Below are 17,257 nucleotides of genomic sequence, written 5' to 3' on the forward strand. Positions count from 1 at the left end.
CCGGCGGGCCGGGCGGCGGATCAGACCGCCGGCACCCGCCCCGTATCGGTGGGGCTCGCCGGACGCGCATTGCGCCGGTAGAGCACCAGCGTCGCAATCAGCCCGCAGATGGCCGCGGCCGTCATCCACAGCCCCGGCGCGCCTTTGTCGCCGGTCATCTCGATCAGCCCGGTCGCGATGGCCGGCGTGAAGCCGCCGAACAGCGCCGTCGCCAGGCTGTACGCCAGCGAGAAGCCGGCGGTGCGCACATTGACCGGCATCACCTCGGTCAGCGCCACCACCATCGCGCCGTTGTAGCTTGCGTAGAGGAACGACAGCCACAGCTCCACTTCGAGCATGCGCGCGAAGCTCGGCGCGCCCACCAGCCACTTGAGCGACGGGTACGCGGTGAGGATGGTCAGCACCGTGAACAAAATCAGCAGCGGCTTGCGCCCCACGCGGTCCGAGAGCGCGCCCATGATCGGCAGCCAGATGAAGTTGGAGATCGCCACGCACAGCGTGACGACCAGCGCATCGGTGGTGCTCAGGTGCAGCACGGCCTTGCCGAAGGTGGGCGTGTAGACGGTGATCAGGTAGAACGACACGGTGGTCATCGACACCAGCATCATCCCGGCGACCACGAGGCCCCAGTTGGCGACCATCGACTGGAAGATCTCGCGCGCATCGGGGCGGTGCTTGCGCGCCATGAACTCCTCGGTCTCCTGCAGCGAACGACGGATGACGAAGAGCACCGGCACGATCAGGCAGCCGACGAAGAAGGGCACGCGCCAGTAGAAGTCGCCGATCTCCTGCGAGGAGTAGGTCACGTTGAGCCAGTAGCCCAGCGCCGCCGCCACGACGATGGCCACCTGCTGGCTGGCCGACTGCCAGCTCACGTAGAAGCCCTTGCGGCCCGGCGTGGCCATCTCCGAGAGGTACACCGACACGCCGCCGAGCTCCACGCCGGCCGAAAAGCCTTGCAGCAGCCGACCGACGAGCACCAGCAGCGGCGCCGCGATGCCGATGGTCGCGTAGGCCGGCACGCAGGCGATCAGCAACGTGCCGACGGCCATCAGCGCGAGAGTGACGATCAGTCCCTTGCGCCGGCCGACGCGGTCCACATACGCGCCCAGGAAGATCGCGCCCAGCGGCCGCATCAGGAAGCCCGCGCCGAAGGTCATGAAGGTCAGCATCAGCGAGGCGTACTCGTTGCCTGCGGGGAAGAAGGCCTTCGAGATCTGCGTGGCGTAGAAGCCGAACAGGAAGAAGTCGAACATCTCCATGAAATTGCCGCCGGTCACGCGCAGGACCGTGGCGAATTTCGAAGAAGAAGAGGGAGCGGCTGGAACGGCGCGGGCGGCCAAGCCTTGTTGCGCGGCGGAGGGCGCGGTGTTCATTTGGTTTGTCCCCTTGCGATGTGTAGCCACAAGGGTAGGCCGGGGTTCCCGACCGCTACCTGACTGCGCGGGTCAGGTAGCTGTCACGCGTTCAGCTCTTGTACTTGATCGAGCAGCCGTAGGGCCGCGTGCTGGCGACCGAGATCGCCTTGCCGCCGAAGGCTTCGCCCAGCGCCTGGTTCACGTAGTTGGTCGCGGTCTTGATGTCGTCCGCGCGCGCCGAGGCGATGCTGTCGATGCCGCCCGCATACACCAGTGTGCCCTTGGGGTCGATGATGAAGATGTGCGGCGTGGTGCGCGCGCCGTAGGCCTGGCCGATCACGCCGTCCTCGTCCATCAGCACGGCGGTGGCCGCGGCCGATTGCGACTTCATCCAGGCATCGAGCGCGTCGGGCTTCAGGTAGTCGCTCGCGGCGCGCTCGGTGGAGTTGATGGCCAGCCACACCACGCCCTTGGCGGTGGCGGCCTTCTGCGTGGCGGGCATGTTGCCGCTGCCGTAGTGCTTGCGCACGAAGGGGCAGCCGGGGTTGGTCCATTCGAGCACCACGAACTTGCCGGCGAAATCCGAAAGCTTGTGCTTGGTGCCGGCGGTGTCCACGGCCACGAAATCGGGTGCCTGCTGGCCGACGGTGGGCGCGGCGAAGGCGTTGGCGCCCATGAGGAAGGTGGCGCCCAGCGCCACGGCGGCGGCAACCACGGCGCGGCGCGAGGCCCGGCTCAGGGCGGCGCGGGCTTGTCGGGCGGCGCGCAGGGAACGCGAGTCGGAGGTGGGCGAAAGAGACATGGCCAACTTGAGCTCCATTAGAAAATTCCAAACGTCAACGGCAGCTTAGAACGGTTTCTTCAAGTGCGTGTGACAACCCATGTCCGGCGGGTGGTCAAAGCGCGGCGAGCGCCGCGCGGACCTCGTCCTTGCTGAGGATTTCGGTCAGTACAACAGGCGCCTTGCCCGGCGCCTGCAGCACGTACACCGGCACGCCGCTGCGGCCGAGCGCGGTGAGCGCGGCGGTGATGGCGGGGTCGCGGCGGGTCCAGTCGGCGCGCAGCATCGCGACCTTCCTGGCGTCGAAATCGGCCAGCACCTCCGCATCGGCCAGCGTGTTCTTCTTGTTGTACTGGCAGGTCACGCACCAGGCGGCGGTGAAGTCGATGAACACCGGCTGGCCGGCGGCCGATATCTGGCTCACGCGCTCGGCGGACCAGGGCTGCCAGCGCTGGTTGGCGCCGCCCGCGGCGATCGTTGCCGGTTCGACGACCTGCAGCACGTTGCGTCCGATGGCGCCGGTGAGCAGCGCCGTGAAAGCGATCAGCACGGTGGCGATCACCAGCCGCGTGCGGCCGCGCAGCGTGAGCGCCCACACGACGGCCGCCATGCACACCAGCAGCGCCAGCAGCGTGCCCGCGCCGTCGATGCCGCTTTGCTGGCCCAGGATCCACACCAGCCACGCCACGGTGGCGAACATCGGAAAGGCCAGCAGGCGGCGCAGCGTGCCCATCCACGGGCCGGGCTTGGGCAGCAGGTGGGCGATGGCGGGCACGAAGCCGGCCACGAGATACGGCAGGGCCAGGCCGAAGCCCAGCGCCGCGAACAGCAGCAGCGCCTGGGCGGCGGGCAGGCCGATCGCGAAACCCAGCGACACGCCCATGAACGGCGCGGTGCAGGGCGAGGCGATCACCACGGCGAGCACGCCCGAGAGGAAGTCGTTGGCCAGCGGATGCTTGGCCTGCGCGCTGCAGACCGACGAGGGCGCCGCGCGGCCGAACTCGAACACGCCCGCCAGGTTGAGGCCCATCAGCGTGAACAGCGCCGCCAGCGCCGCCACCACGCCCGGCGACTGCAACTGGAAGCCCCAGCCGAGTTGCGCGCCGGCCGCGCGCAGCGCCAGCATGGCGCCGCCCAGCGCAAGGAAGGACAGCATCACGCCGCCCGTGTAGGCCAGGCCCGCCTTGCGGTGCGCGCTGGCGTTGCCCGCCTGCCGCGCGAAGCCCAGCACCTTGATCGCGAGGATCGGGAATACGCAGGGCATCAGGTTGAGCAGCAGGCCGCCGAGCAGCGCGCCGAAGAGCGCGGCGATGAAGGTGGTGGAAGAGGGGGTGTTCAGGGCGGGTGAGGTGCCGACGGTGGCGTTGGCTGCGTTGGCCGCGAGCGCGGCCTGCAGCGCGGGCGACACCTCGGCGCGCGTCGTGGCGGCGGGCCAGGTGCCCGCGACCGGCGCTTCCGTGCGCCACGCCACCGGCTGGCCCGGTTGGCGGTCGGCCTCGGCCAGCGCCACCACCAAGGGCATGACCGTGGGGCTCGCGCTGCGCTGGTCGGCCAGCGGCAGCGTCGCGGTCCAGGTGCCGCCTTGCCAGGATTGGGTCCAGTCCTTGCCGGAAACGGCCGCGGTGCGGATCACCTCGGGGGTCTCGGGGAAGAAGTCCAGCGTCTTGCCCTGTGCGGCGGCCGGCAGGCCTTCGAGCTTTACTTGCAGGTTGTTGCCATTGACCTCGATGTTTCCCGGTTTGGCCAGCGGCTGCGGAAGCGCCGCCTGCGCGGCGTCGAACTCGGCCTTGTGCAGCGCGGTGGAGCCCTGCAGCGGCAGCGCGAGCGTGAATTCGCCTTCTTCGGGGATGCACTCCTTCCGGCAGACCAGCCAGGAGGCCTTGAGCTTGATGTCCAGGGCCGGCGTGCCGCCCAGGGCCACCGGCGGCCTGTAGAGCGTGGACACCTCCAGCGGCACGGGCAGCAGCACGGTGTTCTCGTAGCCGTAGTTGGCGAGGTTGCCGACGGGGATCTTCTCGGGCACCGGCCAGGCGATGTCGCCGGTGGAGACGCCGGCCGGCAGCGTCCAGGCAAGCTCGGTGGGCAGGCCGGAATCGCCGGCGTTCTTCCAGTAGGTGTGCCACTCGGGCTGGTGGGCGATCTGCAGCCCCACCCAGACCTGCGCGCCGGGCGAAACGCCATCGGGCGCATGGGCGACCAGTTCGGCGCGCACATGGGGGGTGGTGACCACGGCCCCGGTTTTGGATGCCAATTGCGCCGCGGCCGGCATGCTGGCTGCGGCGGCTGCTATCAAGAGCGTAGCGAAAAGGGTGCGCGAAAAGATCATGCCGTCAGTCGGAGCAGTAGGGCTGGGCGAAGTTCCGGATGTCAGTCAGGCCGCGGCAGTCGCCCAGCCCAGCACCACGCGCCGGCTGTTGGCGCTTTTCTTCTCGATCTTGGTGACAACCACGGCGCCGATCTCGGCGGTGTTCGCAACATGCGTGCCGCCGCAGGGCTGAAAGTCGATCTGCGGTGCACCCTCGGCGCCGATGCGGATGGTGCGCACCGTGCCCGTGCCGCGCGGGGGCTGCACGCTCATGCTCTTGACGAGGGCCGGGTTCGCATCGAGCTCTTCGTCGGTGATGGCCCCCACCGTCAGCGGGTGGGCCGCTTCGACCAGCCGGGCGAGGCGGGCGGTGAGCGCGTCCTTGTCGAGCGGGTCGGTCATGTGGAAATCGAGGCGCGCGTAGTCGGGCGTGATGGAGCAGCCGTTCACCGGTTGCGGCACCAGGTGGCACAGCAGGTGGGTGGCGGTGTGAAAGCGCATCAGCCGGTGGCGGCGCTCCCAGTCGAGGCGGGCGGTGACTGTGTCGCCGGGCTTCAGCGCGGCCAGCAACTCGGCCTGTTCGGGCGCCGCCACATGCAGGAACTCGTCGGTGGGCTGGCCTTCCTCGTTTTTGGCCTTGCGGGTGTCCGCAATCAACACCTCGCGGCCGTCGGCCAGGACCAGCACGCCGCTGTCTCCGGCCTGTCCGCCGCCCAGCGGATAGAACACCGTGCGGTCCAGCACGATGCCGGCCTCGTCGATGCGCAGGATGCGGGCGTCGCAGGTGCGCAGGTAGGCGTCGGCACGGAACAGGTCGTCGGTCATCCGGCGATGGTAGCGGCGATGCGCGACTCAAGTGCTCCCACGGCAGAAAGCGCCTACGACCGACAACGCCGGCGCCGGGCGCCGGTGGATCATTCGCGCGATCTGCGGCCCCCGCCGCGCAAGGATTCCCGCATGAACGCACCCGCCCGCATCGCCTCCTCGCAGTCTTCCAGGGTTTGGCAGGCCTCCGCCCTCGCCGTCGCCAGCGCCCTGCTCGTGGCCGGCTGCGGCGAGGCCGCCAAGCTGACCCCCGAAGTCACGACCGGCCCGCGCCCGCAACTGGTCGAGCCCAACAAGACACTGATCCCCACCGTCAACGTCGCGCCGGCCGTCGGCTGGACCGACACCGCCATGCCCACGCCGGCCGAGGGCCTGCGCGTCACCGCGCTTGCGCGCGGGCTGGACCATCCGCGCTGGGTCTACACGCTGCCCAACGGCGACGTGCTGGTCGCCGAAAGCAACAAGCCGCCCAAGCCCGAAGGCGCCGGCGACGGCGGCGACGGCCCCATCGCCAAGGTGCGCAACTGGGTCATGGGCAAGGTCATGGCCCGCGCCGGCGCGGGCGTGCCCAGCGCCAACCGCATCACCCTGCTGCGCGATGCCGACGGCGACGGCGTGGCCGAGGTGAAGCAGGTGTTCATGTCCAACCTGATGTCGCCCTTCGGCATGGCGCTGGTGGGCAACGAGCTCTTCATCGCGAACGCCGATGCGCTCGTGAAGGTGCCCTACACCGAAGGCGAGACCTCGGTGAAGGCCACCCCGACCGTGGTCACGCCGCTTCCGGCGGGCATCAACCACCACTGGACCAAGAACGTGATCGCCAACGCCGACGGCACCAAGCTCTACGTCACGGTCGGCTCCAACAGCAACATCGGCGAGAACGGCCTCGCAGCCGAGGAAGGCCGCGCCGCGATCTGGGAGGTCGACGCCAAGACCGGCGAAAAGCGCCTCTTCGCGAGCGGCCTGCGCAACCCCAACGGCATGGGCTGGGACCCCGACACCAACGTGCTCTGGACCGTGGTGAACGAGCGCGACGAGATCGGCAGCGACCTGGTGCCCGACTACCTCACCTCGGTGAAGGACGGCGCCTTCTACGGCTGGCCCTGGACCTATTACGGCGGCATCGTCGATGCGCGCGTGACGCCGCAGAACCCCGAGATGGCGGCCAAGGCCATCGCGCCCGACTACGCGCTGGGCTCGCACGTCGCGCCGCTGGGCATGGCCTTCTCGCACGCGCGCGGCATGCCGCCCGAGTTCGCGAGCGGCGTCTTCGTCGGCGAGCACGGCTCGTGGAACCGCAAGCCCAAGTCGGGCTACAAGGTGGTGTTCGTGCCCTTCATCGGCGGCAAGCCCAGCGGGCCGCCGGTGGACATCCTCACCGGCTTCCTCACCGCCGACGAAAAGGCCCAGGGCCGTCCGGTGGGCGTGGCGCTGGACAAGAGCGGCGCGCTGCTGGTGGCCGACGACGTGGGCAATGCGGTGTGGCGCGTGGCGCGGGCGAAGACGCCGTAAACATCGCGCGGCAAGCTGCCCGAATCTCCTTCAGTGCTGCGCGCGCCCGATCCGGAAAAGCCGGTGCGCACGCAGCGCATGGCCTTCGGGCACCAGCGGATGGTCGAACGCGCCAGCCACGTCCTCGCGCATGCCGATGCGTTCCATCACCGCCGCCGAGCGCAGGTTGCCGACGGCGGTGAAGGCCACGATCTCCTCGAGCGCCAGCCGTTCGAAGCCCACCCGCATCGCGCCGCGTGCAGCCTCGGTCGCCAGCCCCTGGCCCCATGCATGGCGCGCCAGGCGCCAGCCGATTTCCACGCACGGTGAAAAGGGCAGCGTGGCCAGCGGCACGTTCAGCCCGGTGAAGCCGATGAATTCACCCGTTGCCTTGTGCTCGACCGCCCAGAAGCCCCAGCCCTTTTCGGCGATGCGCGCTTCGAGGCGTTCGATCAGCGCGTCGCTGTCGGCGCGCGTGGGCAAGGGCAGCAGGAATTCCATCACCTGCGGGTCAGCGGCCATCGCAGCGAACGGCGCGCGATCGCTCTCGCGCCATTGACGCAGCCGCAGCCGCGGGGTTTCGAACTCAATGAGGGGTTGAGCGTTGTCGGTCATGCGACCGATTGTGCTGACTCCGATCAGAACCCCGCCAGCACCACCTTGCCCTGCGCCTTGCCGCTTTCGATCAGCGCATGCGCCTTCTTCAAATTTGCGGCGTTGATGGTGCCGAAGCTCGCATTGGCCGTCGTGCGGATGCGGCCCGCGTCGACCAGCGCGGCCACTTCGGCCAGCAGCTTGCCCTGCTCGGCGATGTCGGGCGTGGTGAAGCGCGAGCGGGTGAACATCATTTCCCAGTGCAGCGAGATGCACTTGGTCTTCAGCGGCATCGCGTCGAGCACCTTCATGTCGTCGATCACCGCGAGCTGGCCCTGGGGCTTGAGGCTCTCGATGATCTGCGCGTAGTGCTGCTCGGTCTGCGTGAGGCTGGCGACCATGTCCACTTCGCCGATGCCGGCGGCCTTGAGCTCGGCGGCCAGCGGCTTCGAATGGTCGATGACCGTGTGCGCGCCGAGCGACAGGCACCACTCGCGGGTTTCGGGGCGCGAAGCGGTGGCGACGACGCGCAGCTGCGTGAGCTGGCGCGCGAGCTGGATGAGGATCGAGCCCACGCCGCCCGCACCGCCGGTGATCAGCAGCGTCTGGCCTTCGCCGCCGCCCTTGGGCACCTGCAGGCGGTCGAACAGCAGTTCGTACGCGGTGATGGTGGTCAGCGGCAGCGCGGCGGCCTGCGCGTCGTCCAGGGTCTTGGGCGCGATGGCGGCGATGCGCTCGTCCACCGCGTGCAGTTCCGAATTGGCGCCGGGGCGGATGATCGAGCCGGCGTAGTACACGCGGTCGCCCATCTTGAAGTTCTGCACCTCGCTGCCGATGGCCTCGACGGTGCCGACCGCATCCCAGCCCAGCACCTTGGCCTGGCCGGCTTCGGGCGCGGCGTTCTTGCGGACCTTGGTGTCCACCGGGTTGACCGACACCGCCTTCACGCGCACCAGCAGGTCGCGGGGGCCGGGCACGGGCGCGGGCAGTTCGATGTCCTGCAGCGATTCGGCGTTGTCGATGGGAAGCGCTTGGTAGTAGCCGATGGCTTTCATGGCGGGGTCCTTGAATGAAACAACAATGCCTCGACTGTAGGATTGCAACCGATGCTTGATAAGCGGGTGTTTATTGGCAACACATTCAAATGAAAATTGAAAATACATCCGATCTGCGGGTGCTGGTGCAGACGGCGCGCGGCGGCACGCTCACGGCCGCGGCCCATGCGCTGGGCATCACGCCCGCGGCGGCCAGCGCCACGCTCAAGCGGCTGGAAACGCAGCTGGGCGCACGTCTCTTCGAGCGTTCCACGCGCGCGATGCGCCTCACGCCGCAGGGCCAGACGCTGCTGGACTACGCGGTGCGCGCCTTCGAGCTGCTCGACGAGGGCGAGTCGCTGGTCACGGCCGACCGCGGCGAGCTGGTCGGCACGCTGCGGGTGGCGGCGCCCTCGGACTTGACGCGCAGCACGCTGCTGCCGTGGTTCGACGAGTTCCTTGCACTGCACACCGGCGTGCAGCTGTCGCTGTCGGTCGGCGACCGGCCGCTCGATGTGATGCGCGACGAGGTGGACGTGGCGCTGCGTTACGGCGCGCTGGCCGATTCGCGGCTGGTGGCGCGCCACCTGGCGGTGACCAATCCGCTGTTGACCGCATCGCCCGAGTACCTGCGCCGCCATCAGGCGCCGAAGACGCCGCAGGACCTTGTGCATCACAACTGCCTGATCTTCAACCGGGGCGGGCGGCGGCACCGGGTGTGGCGCTTTGCGCAGAACGGGCAGTGGACGGAAGTGCGGGTGGGTGGCGATCGCAGCGTGGACGATGCGGCGCTTGCGCGGGAGTGGGCGGTGGGGGGGTATGGCATCACGCTGAAGTCGGCGCTGGATGTGCGGGACGATATTCGCAGCGGGCGGCTGGTGCACCTCATGACGGACTGGGAGACGGAGCCTTATCCGTTGCATGCACTGCTGCCTAGTGGGCGGTTTGTGCCGGCGCGGGTGAGGGCGTTGGTTGATTTCCTTGCCCTCAGATTCGAGGCGCTGACTGGCGGGGGTTGATTTTTTGAGGGGGCTGGCCGGGTCTCGGCCCGGCGGCCGACCTACTTTTCTTTGCTTCGCCAAAGAAAAGTAGGCAAAAGAAAGGCGACCCTGCTGTGTGCGACCCCTACGCTTCGCTGCGGGGCAACCTGCGGTGCTCGCGTTTCGCGGGGTCTTGCAGAACTCGCCTTCGGCTCAGACAGCTGCAAGCCCTGATCCGCGAAACGCTCCGCTCCTCGGCGCACCCAGAAGGGCTTCGGGCGGGCCATCGCTTCGCTCGGCCCTCAACACAATTCGGGCCATCGCTGCGCTCGGCCTCGGGGTCTTACTCCCTCTCCCCTTGGGGAGAGGGCCGGGGTGAGGGCGGCGGCGCTCGAAGCGCGCGCGCTCAAATCATCGGCGTCACCGCCCCATCCATCGCCACGATCGCCCCCGTCACATAGCTCGCCTTCGGCGACGCCAGAAACACCACCGTGTTCGCAATCTCTTCCGGCGTCGCGATGCGCCCCAGCGGCAATCGCGCGGTCGCACGTTTCAGCGCCTCGTCGGTGGCTATGCCCTGCAGCTTCGCATCGGCCTTCATGCCTTCCTGCAGCCTGGCGGTCAGCGTGAGGCCGGGGTTTACGGCGTTCACGCGCACGCCCTTGGCGGCATAGGCGGCGGCCATGCCGGCGCTCACCAGCATCAGGGCCGCATTGGCCGCGCCGCCTGCCATGTGCACGGGGCTGGCAACCTTGCCGCCCTGGCCGATCACGTTGACGATGGCGCCGCGGCCGCGCTGGCCCATGCGCTTGACCACGGGGTCGATCATGTGGATGTAGGTGAAGTACTTCGCGTCCATCGCGTCGTGCCACGCTGTGGGGGTCAGGTCGTCGGGAGGGGTGCGGCGGGCGGCGCCGGCGGAGTTGACGAGCACGTCGACGGGGCCGAAGGCCTGCTCGGCCGCATCGAGGGCAGCCACGGCGCTCGCGGCGTCCTTGAGGTCGGCGGCATGCACCGCGACGCGGCCCTCGGCTTGGGCGAAGGCCTCGGCCAGGGCCTTGCGGCCCTGTTCCAGGTTCTGCAGGTCGCGCGAGACCAGGCTCACGCGCGCGCCTTCGCGCAGGAAGCCCAGCGCACAGGCCAGGCCGATGCCCTTGCTGCCGCCGGTGATGAGAACGTGCTGGTCCTGAAGCTGGAGATCCATGAATGTCCTTGAAGAGGTTCCGAAGCGATGGCTAAGCATGGCTAAGCGATTCGCCGGCGGCGATTGAAGCACCGCCTCTAAACCCCTGCACGGACGTGGACGTCCCCCTTCAGCTCAACCCAGCATCAGCGCGCCGCGCCGGCGTGGCGCCGGGGCATGGCCTCGGGTTCCAGGGCACCAGGCGCGGTGTCGACCGCATCGCGCAGCTGGCCGTGGGTGTCGTGGTGCGCCAGCAGCTGGCGCGCACGTTGCCAGGCCGACAGGCGCGCGGGCGGCACCTCGATGTAGGAAGCCAGCGCGAAGAGCGACGACTGTTCCTGGTCGGGTTGTGTCTCGCGCTCCTGCTGGCGGCGGCGCAGCGGGCCCATCATCAGCATCGCGCCCAGGATCGCGGCGATGACCACGGCGTACAGCGCCAGCAGGTGCAGCACCTCAGGCTGCGAGCGCGCACCCAGCACGTAGGGCCACGCATACCAGACAGCGCAGAACCAGACGGCCACGGTGACGGCCGGGCGCAGCACGCGCAGCCACAGGTACATGGCCAGCTTGCGCTGGGGCGAGCGGCTGTTGCCGTAGGCGCGCAGCGGCATGCGCGCGGCGTCGATGATGGGCTCTTCGCCCGCGGGCTGGCCCCACGAACGGCCCCGCGCCGGGGGCGGCGCGTCGGCATAGGCCTCGGCTTGAAGATGGATGGCATGGGCATTGGATTCACGGGGCATCGGAGACTCCTCGGTCAGGGCTCGTCCACACCGCGCGCTTGCCGCGACGGCGTATCAGAGCTTTGGGTAAAGCGACGACGGTGGCCGCCATCGTGATGGTCCAGAAAGCGATCGGGTACCAGATCGTTCCGGCGAAATAGCGCAGCAGGTCCTTGTCGTAGCGGCGGTCGATCCACAGGCTCACGAGCATCTGCAGGATGCAGGTCATGGCCAGCAGCGTGCCCTGCCAGTGCGGCAGCAGCGCCGAGTGCCAGGGCGAGTCTTCCGGGAGGAAAGGGCGCGCCAGGCCGATGGCCAGCACCAGCGCCATCGCATAAGCCCACACCACGCTCACCATGTACTCGGCATAGATCAGCCACATGCGCCAGTTGCGCGGGTTCAGGATGCGCGGGGTGTAGCGCAGCATGGTCTGGATGCCGCCCACGGCCCAGCGCAGACGCTGCTTCCAGAGGCCGCGCAAGGTCTCGGGCATCAGGATCCAGCACAGCGCGCGCGGCTCGAAGCGCAGCTTCCAGCCGCCCAGCTGCAGCTTCCAGCTCATGTCGATGTCCTCGGTGAGCACGTCGGGGCTCCAGAAGCCCACGTCGATCACCGCGCGGCGGCGGAACATCGCCAGCACGCCCGAGACGGTGAACAGCGTGCCCACCAGCTGCTGCGAGCGCTTGATGAGCCCGATGATCGAAGAGAACTCGCCCACCTGCATGCGGCCCAGCAGCGTGGTGCGGGTGCGGATGCGCGGGTTGCCGGTGACCGCGCCGATGCGCTCGGAGCTGAGCATCGGCTGCAGCATCCAGGCGATGGCGTTCACGTCCACGAGCGCATCGCCGTCGATGCCCAGGATGTACTCGCCGCGCGCTAGCTGGCAGGCGGTGTTCAGGCCCACGGCCTTGCCCTGGTTGCTGGCGTTGTGGATCACGCGCAGGCGGGTGTATTCGGCGGTCATCGCGTCCAGCAGCTCGCCGGTGCCGTCGGTGCTGCCGTCGTTCACCGCGATCACTTCGTAGTGCGGGTAGCGGGTGCGCATCAGCTGCTCGATCACCTCGCGCAGATGCGGCACCTCGTTGAAGCAGGGCACCACCACCGTCACCAGCGGATGGAAGGGGAGCGCCTCGAGCGGGTCGACGTCCACGTCGTCCTTGCGCTCGAACACCCAGGCATGCGAGAGGCCGCCGGCCATCCACACATAGGCCATGAAGAACGGGTAGTAGAAGACGAAGCCGAACAGCAGCGGCGGCAGGTTCTGCGACAGGGCCTGGAGGGTGTTCATGGGGCGGGGCTTTCCAGGCGCACGGGGCGCGACAGCAGGGTGCGGACCGAGATCGCGCGGCGCACGACGTCCAGCGAGGGCTGGTTGTTCAGAAAGTCGTCGGGGTAGTAGCCCAGGTGCCGGATGCCGGCGCGTTGAAGCAGCGTCCACTGGCGCGCGAGTTCCTCGTCGGGCACGGGCTGGCCGGAGCGCCAGTCGCGCGCCTGCAGCTCGAAGACGGTGCCGTCCAGGCCGCGCGGCGTGTCGGCGGCGCGGCGGGCCAGGCGTGCCAGCCAGGCGTCGCTTTGGGCCGGGCTCCTCGCTTCGCCTTCCATGCGCGGCATCGCCATGAGGCCGACGTAGTCGTAGGCGGCGAGCGCGTTCTCGTAGTTCTGCGCAAACCATTGCTCGGAGGCGGGCTCCAGCACCGGGCGCGCATAGAGGTTGCGCGCGGTCTCCAGGGCCGGGCGCCAGGCGCCGACGCGCGCGGCGAGCTCCTTGGTGAAGCCGGTCAGGTACTGCGTCTTGGCCGTGGTCCAGCGCGCCATCAGGGCCGGATCGGCGCGGATGGCGGCCACGTCGGGCGGCAGGCCCCAGCTGGCATAGGCGGCCAATGCGGCGGGGCTGGCGTCCTCGTCGTCGGCGAGCATGGCGTCGTCGTGGAACAGCAGGCCCTCGAAGAAGGCGTGGCGGCCCAGGTCTTCGTAGAGGTCGCCGACCAGCGTGCGCACCGCGGGGTCGAAGGGCGAGAGGCGGTGGTAGCGGTCGGCCGGCGCGGTGCCGTCCTGCGTGCGCACCGTGTGCGTTGCCAGCGGGTGGGCGGCCGGCAGGCGGAAGGCCATCACCGGCATCCATGCGTAGACCTTCACGCCGGTGCGGGTGCGCAGCTGCCAGGCGGCGCGGGCGAACAGGTCGGCGCGCACCGGCAGGTGGCGGTTGGGAAAGTACAGCGCATCGGCCACGCCGTCGCCGTCGGGGTCGGCGTAGGCCTGCAGGAACACCGAGCGCGGGCGCACCGCGGCCACGCGCTCGATCAGCACCGAGAGATTGCGCTCCTGCTGGGCCGGATCGGGGTCGTACACATAGTCCAGGTCCACGTGCATCACGCGGTTGATCGGCCGCACCTCGCCGCCCACGGGGCTGCGCAGCAGGCGCGCGTAGTCGGGGGCTTCGTTGTCGTAGGCCGCCAGCGCGCGCCGGATGCGCGAGAGCGGCACGGCCGCGGTGTTCGGCCCGTCGTCCAGCGTGAGCGTGACCGGCATGCCGGCACGCTCGGAGGCCTTGAGCGCCGCGTCGTTGTACGCGCCGTAGGGCCAGACCATCGCACGCACCTTGGCGCCGGTGCGGGCCTCGATGATCTCGCGGCTGCGGCGCAGGTCGGCCTCGACGCGCCGCGCGTAGGCACCGTCGTCTTCGTAGCGGCCGGTGGCGGCGTCGTAGCGGTGCGTGGCCGCGGCGGGCAGCATGTTGCCCTGCGGGTTGGCCGCAAGGCCGGTGTGCATCGCATCGCTGTGGCTGGCCAGTTCGACCAGGCCCGAGCGCGCCATCTCGGCGGCTTCGCTCCAGCTGAGGAAATCCTCGCGAGGCACGGACTTGTCGCCCCAGGGCACCATGCGGCCTGCGGGCACTTCGAGCCAGCTGGTCACCAACGCCAGCACCGCCGGGTAGCGGTAGCGCTGCAGCAGCGGAAACACCTTGGTGTAGGCGCTGCGGTAGCCGTCGTCGAAGGTCAGCAGCACCGGCCTGGCGGGCAGCGGCTTGCGGCCGGCGCGCGCATCGACGATCTGCTGCAGGCTCACCGGGTGGTAGCCGTTGTATTGCAGCCAGGCGAACACTTCGGCGAGCGAGCGCTCGTCGATGGCGGTTTCTTCGGGCGAGGTTTCGAAGCTGGCGCGCACGTTGGTGCGCACGTCGTGAAAGGACAGCACGCGAAAGCTCACGCCGTCGTCGGGGTCGGCGGGCGGCAGCGGTTGCGCCAGGGCCGGCAGCGCGAGCGCCACCAGCAGCCACAGCATGGCCGCGCGCAGGAAATTGAAGGGAGTCATCGGCAGCTTCACGGCAGGGGCGTCGAAAGGTTCAGGAAGACGCCGCGCTGTCGTTCGCGCACGCCGTCATAAGGGTGGCTGGAAATGCTCAGGCCGTAGCGCAAGGTCATGCGCGGGCCCAGGTTCCAGCGGTGCTCGTAGCGCACGCTCCACAGCGGCCCGGAGCCGAAGCCCGCCTGCCGGTAGCTGCCGCCGCTGACTTCGACCGCCTGGAAGAACTGGCGGTCGTCGCTCTTCCAGTTGAGCCATTGCGCGCGCACCGCGAGCTGCGCGGTGGCGTCGCTGGACGGGCTGAAATACGGCACGTCCTGCGCGCTGCTGCGGCTGGCGTCCAGGCCCAGCCGGGTTTCCAGCTGGAAGCGCGGCGTGCTGATCCAGCGCTCCTGCCAGGTGAAGTCCATGCCGCGGCGCAGGTTGCCGTCGCTGAAGTCCATCTGCTTCCAACCGAGGTCGAAGCGGCGCGATTCGTTCACCACGTAGCCCACGGTGGCGCCGGCTTCGCGGGCACCCACGCCCGTTGCCTTCGCCTTCCACGGCAGCTCCTTGCTGTCGCCGTCGTAGGTGGCGGACAGGCGCCAGGCGTCGCCCGCGCGGTAGTCCAGGCGGCCTGCAACGCTGGTGCGGTAGGGGCCGCCGTTGCCGCGCTGCACGGCGCCTTCGGCGAGCCAGCGGCCGCGCTGCCAGCTGAGGCCCAGGCCCCCGCGTGCGCGGTTCGCATCGCCGATGGAGGTGTTGCCCCGTCCCAGCGACTGGTCGTAGAACACGCGCCACTGGTCGTCGATGAGGCCCGAGCTGAGCCGGCTGTCGACGCGCCATTCGCGGTCGGCAAGTGCGCCGCCGCCGGTCGATGCGCCGGCCTCGACTTCCAGCTGCGGGCCGGTGATGGCGCGGCGCTTGCGCGCGAGATTGCGCACCTCGGCGTCGTCGGCCGCATCGGCCTCCAGCGACTCGGCGCGCCGGCGGGCTTCGGCGAATTCGCCGGCGTCCATCAAGGCTTCCACATGGCCGGCGCGCGCGCTGATGTCGTACGGCGCGTTGGCCGCCTGCGCCTCGAAGCGCGCCACCGCGGCCTCGGGGTGTTCGCGCAGGCGCTCTGTGAGCGCGGCGCCGTAGGCGTAGCCGGCGTTCAGCGGGGCTTCGGAGGTCAGCGTGGCAAAGCGCTGCTGCGCGAGCGCGGGCCGGTCGCCGTAGAGCGTCAGCAGGCCGCGCATGCCGTTCACGTCGGTGTACTGGCTGTTGGGCCGGCGGGCCTCGGGCGCCAGCCGCAGGTAGGCGGGCGTCACGGCTTCGATGCGCTTGAGCAGGGCATCGGCGTCGTCGAAGCGGCCGGTGTCCTGGTAGGCGTAGATCAGGCCGAAATGGGTTTCGGCGGGCATCTGCAACTCGGGGCCCGACTTGGCGAGGGCCTCTTCGTACAGCGGCACCGCCTCGACCGAGCGGCGCTCCTGCGCGAAGGCGCGGGCGGCAGCGGCCAGGCCGTAGGGCGGGAGCTCGGTGCCGGCGGCCTTGAGCCGTTGGTACAGCGCGATGGTGTCGGCCGGGCGGCCGCGCTCGACCAGCGCGAGCAGGCGGTCGGACAGAAGGCGCACCCGCACGGCTTGCCACTCGGGCGCTTCGGCCGGCGTGGTGGAAGCCGCAGCGGCGGCATCGAGCCGGGCCAGTGCGGTGTCCTGGTCGGCCAGCACACGGTCCAGCGCGACCACGCGCGAAGCGCCCAGCCGTTCGTCGCGCTCCTTGATGGCCCAGCGCAGCCGCTGACCCAGCGCCTGCTGCTGCAGCATGGACAGCGACAGCGGCCGGAAGGTGCCCGGCTTCGCGCGCTCGGCCGCTTCCGCGTCTTCGAACGCGGACGATTCGGCGCCGCTGTCGGCCAGCAGAAAGTCGGTTTCCCGGCGCAGGTCGGGCCGATCGGGCCGGAGCGCGCCGGCTTCCGAATAGGCGGACATCGCCTGCAGCGTGTCGCCGCCCGCGCGGGCCACGGCCGCGCGCAACTCCAGCAGCGCAACGCGGTCGGCGGTTTCGGTGGGGGCAGGTTGTGCCAGGTCGCGATAAAGCGCCTGTGCGCCGGCGACGTCGCCGCTGTCCAGGCGCCAGAAGGCCTCGTGGATGCGGGGCTCGCGGGCCGTGGGCTGGCGGGCGCGCCACACGGCGACGGTTTCGCCCTGCAACGCCAGGTGCTTGGTGCGACGGGCCGAAACGGCGAGCGGGCCCAGGGCGTAGTCACGCAACTGGCCGGGCGGAAACTGTTTGCCCAGCGCCACGGCTTCGGCGAACCGGCCGTCGCCGGCCGCGATGGCGATGGCATCGGAGACCACACGCCGGCGCGCGGCGTCGTCCAGGGCGCCCGAGCTTTCCGGCGGCGTGGCGAGCCAGTCCGTCAACTGCTGCCGCGCCTGTGCGGGCGTGATGCGGCCGTCGCGCTGTTCGACGATCAATGCGTCGTGCTGCTGCGCACCATAGACCACGGCACCGCGGCTGGCGGCGGGCTGATTGGTGACCACAGCGGATTGCGCTTGCGCCTGGGACGCCTGGGACATGCCCAGGGCCAGCACGCAAACAATCGGCGGCAAGCCTCGCGCAACGCAGGCGAGGTGTAGCGACAACGAACGGACAAGCGCGGTTTTGCGCCCGGCCGCGACCGTGCCCCCATCTTTTGGGTGGATTGACACTCTGCT

Annotated in this window: 13 protein-coding genes; 2 read left to right on the forward strand and 11 right to left on the reverse strand. The window is 69.8% G+C overall.

What is annotated here, in order from left to right; translation table 11 throughout:
- Positions 1-20: 20 nt before the first annotated feature.
- The 4 genes from ABIC90_RS12765 to ABIC90_RS12780 form a co-directional block, all read right to left on the reverse strand.
- Positions 21-1,376, reverse strand: coding sequence for an MFS transporter (locus ABIC90_RS12765; protein ID WP_354354487.1), 1,356 nt, complete (start codon positions 1,374-1,376; stop codon positions 21-23).
- A 91-nt stretch (positions 1,377-1,467) separates the two neighbouring features.
- Positions 1,468-2,160: a thioredoxin family protein gene (locus ABIC90_RS12770; RefSeq protein WP_354354488.1), complete on the reverse strand. Its 693-nt coding sequence runs from the start codon at positions 2,158-2,160 to the stop codon at positions 1,468-1,470.
- Between the two features lie 94 nt (positions 2,161-2,254).
- Positions 2,255-4,465: a protein-disulfide reductase DsbD family protein gene (locus ABIC90_RS12775; RefSeq protein WP_436318206.1), complete on the reverse strand. Its 2,211-nt coding sequence runs from the start codon at positions 4,463-4,465 to the stop codon at positions 2,255-2,257.
- Positions 4,466-4,510: 45 nt separating this feature from the next.
- Positions 4,511-5,269, reverse strand: coding sequence for an alanyl-tRNA editing protein (locus ABIC90_RS12780; protein ID WP_354354489.1), 759 nt, complete (start codon positions 5,267-5,269; stop codon positions 4,511-4,513).
- Between the two features lie 132 nt (positions 5,270-5,401).
- On the opposite strand from ABIC90_RS12780, the gene ABIC90_RS12785 reads away from it, so the two are divergent.
- Entirely contained in the window at positions 5,402-6,781 is a 1,380-nt protein-coding gene (locus tag ABIC90_RS12785; protein ID WP_354354490.1) for a PQQ-dependent sugar dehydrogenase, read from the forward strand.
- A gap of 30 nt (positions 6,782-6,811) precedes the next feature.
- Here the strand turns inward: ABIC90_RS12785 and ABIC90_RS12790 are convergent, their stop codons facing one another.
- Complete coding sequence (locus tag ABIC90_RS12790) at positions 6,812-7,375, reverse strand: GNAT family N-acetyltransferase (RefSeq protein ID WP_354354491.1); 564 nt, start codon at positions 7,373-7,375, stop codon at positions 6,812-6,814.
- A 23-nt stretch (positions 7,376-7,398) separates the two neighbouring features.
- Entirely contained in the window at positions 7,399-8,409 is a 1,011-nt protein-coding gene (locus ABIC90_RS12795) for a zinc-binding alcohol dehydrogenase family protein (RefSeq protein WP_354354492.1), read from the reverse strand.
- Positions 8,410-8,498: 89 nt separating this feature from the next.
- Here ABIC90_RS12795 and ABIC90_RS12800 point away from each other — a divergent pair, with 89 nt between their 5' ends.
- A complete protein-coding gene (locus ABIC90_RS12800; RefSeq protein WP_354354493.1) occupies positions 8,499-9,407 on the forward strand; it encodes a LysR family transcriptional regulator in 909 nt (302 codons plus the stop codon).
- Positions 9,408-9,774: 367 nt separating this feature from the next.
- On the opposite strand, the gene ABIC90_RS12805 is transcribed toward ABIC90_RS12800, so the two are convergent.
- The 5 genes from ABIC90_RS12805 to pgaA all read right to left on the reverse strand — a co-directional run bounded on the left by ABIC90_RS12805 (position 9,775) and on the right by pgaA (position 17,119).
- A complete protein-coding gene (locus ABIC90_RS12805; protein ID WP_354354494.1) occupies positions 9,775-10,572 on the reverse strand; it encodes an SDR family oxidoreductase in 798 nt (265 codons plus the stop codon).
- Between the two features lie 125 nt (positions 10,573-10,697).
- Complete coding sequence (gene pgaD, locus ABIC90_RS12810; protein WP_354354495.1) at positions 10,698-11,291, reverse strand: poly-beta-1,6-N-acetyl-D-glucosamine biosynthesis protein PgaD; 594 nt, start codon at positions 11,289-11,291, stop codon at positions 10,698-10,700.
- Positions 11,281-12,558 (reverse strand): poly-beta-1,6-N-acetyl-D-glucosamine synthase, encoded by a 1,278-nt coding sequence (pgaC, locus tag ABIC90_RS12815; RefSeq protein ID WP_354354496.1) that lies wholly within the window; start codon positions 12,556-12,558, stop codon positions 11,281-11,283. Before pgaC ends, pgaD begins: the two co-directional genes overlap by 11 nt.
- Positions 12,555-14,582, reverse strand: a complete 2,028-nt coding sequence (gene pgaB / locus ABIC90_RS12820) for a poly-beta-1,6-N-acetyl-D-glucosamine N-deacetylase PgaB (RefSeq protein ID WP_354354497.1) — start codon at positions 14,580-14,582, stop codon at positions 12,555-12,557. The genes pgaC and pgaB overlap by 4 nt, the downstream gene beginning before the upstream one ends.
- An 8-nt stretch (positions 14,583-14,590) precedes the next feature.
- Positions 14,591-17,119, reverse strand: a complete 2,529-nt coding sequence (gene pgaA, locus ABIC90_RS12825; protein ID WP_354354498.1) for a poly-beta-1,6 N-acetyl-D-glucosamine export porin PgaA — start codon at positions 17,117-17,119, stop codon at positions 14,591-14,593.
- Positions 17,120-17,257 lie beyond the last annotated feature (138 nt).

Origin of the sequence: Variovorax boronicumulans, from assembly GCF_040544675.1 — a bacterium.
GTDB lineage: Bacteria > Pseudomonadota > Gammaproteobacteria > Burkholderiales > Burkholderiaceae_C > Variovorax > Variovorax boronicumulans_D.

Bases quoted from the DNA above. Each gene is read 5' to 3' on its own strand.
- ABIC90_RS12765 (WP_354354487.1), bottom strand. From the start codon at position 1,376: ATGAACACCGCGCCCTCCGCCGCGCAACAAGGCTTGGCCGCCCGCGCC.
- ABIC90_RS12770 (WP_354354488.1), bottom strand. From the start codon at position 2,160: ATGTCTCTTTCGCCCACCTCCGACTCGCGTTCCCTGCGCGCCGCCCGA.
- ABIC90_RS12775 (WP_436318206.1), bottom strand. From the start codon at position 4,465: ATGATCTTTTCGCGCACCCTTTTCGCTACGCTCTTGATAGCAGCCGCC.
- ABIC90_RS12780 (WP_354354489.1), bottom strand. From the start codon at position 5,269: ATGACCGACGACCTGTTCCGTGCCGACGCCTACCTGCGCACCTGCGAC.
- ABIC90_RS12785 (WP_354354490.1), top strand. From the start codon at position 5,402: ATGAACGCACCCGCCCGCATCGCCTCCTCGCAGTCTTCCAGGGTTTGG.
- ABIC90_RS12790 (WP_354354491.1), bottom strand. From the start codon at position 7,375: ATGACCGACAACGCTCAACCCCTCATTGAGTTCGAAACCCCGCGGCTG.
- ABIC90_RS12795 (WP_354354492.1), bottom strand. From the start codon at position 8,409: ATGAAAGCCATCGGCTACTACCAAGCGCTTCCCATCGACAACGCCGAA.
- ABIC90_RS12800 (WP_354354493.1), top strand. From the start codon at position 8,499: ATGAAAATTGAAAATACATCCGATCTGCGGGTGCTGGTGCAGACGGCG.
- ABIC90_RS12805 (WP_354354494.1), bottom strand. From the start codon at position 10,572: ATGGATCTCCAGCTTCAGGACCAGCACGTTCTCATCACCGGCGGCAGC.
- pgaD (WP_354354495.1), bottom strand. From the start codon at position 11,291: ATGCCCCGTGAATCCAATGCCCATGCCATCCATCTTCAAGCCGAGGCC.
- pgaC (WP_354354496.1), bottom strand. From the start codon at position 12,558: ATGAACACCCTCCAGGCCCTGTCGCAGAACCTGCCGCCGCTGCTGTTC.
- pgaB (WP_354354497.1), bottom strand. From the start codon at position 14,582: ATGACTCCCTTCAATTTCCTGCGCGCGGCCATGCTGTGGCTGCTGGTG.
- pgaA (WP_354354498.1), bottom strand. From the start codon at position 17,119: ATGTCCCAGGCGTCCCAGGCGCAAGCGCAATCCGCTGTGGTCACCAAT.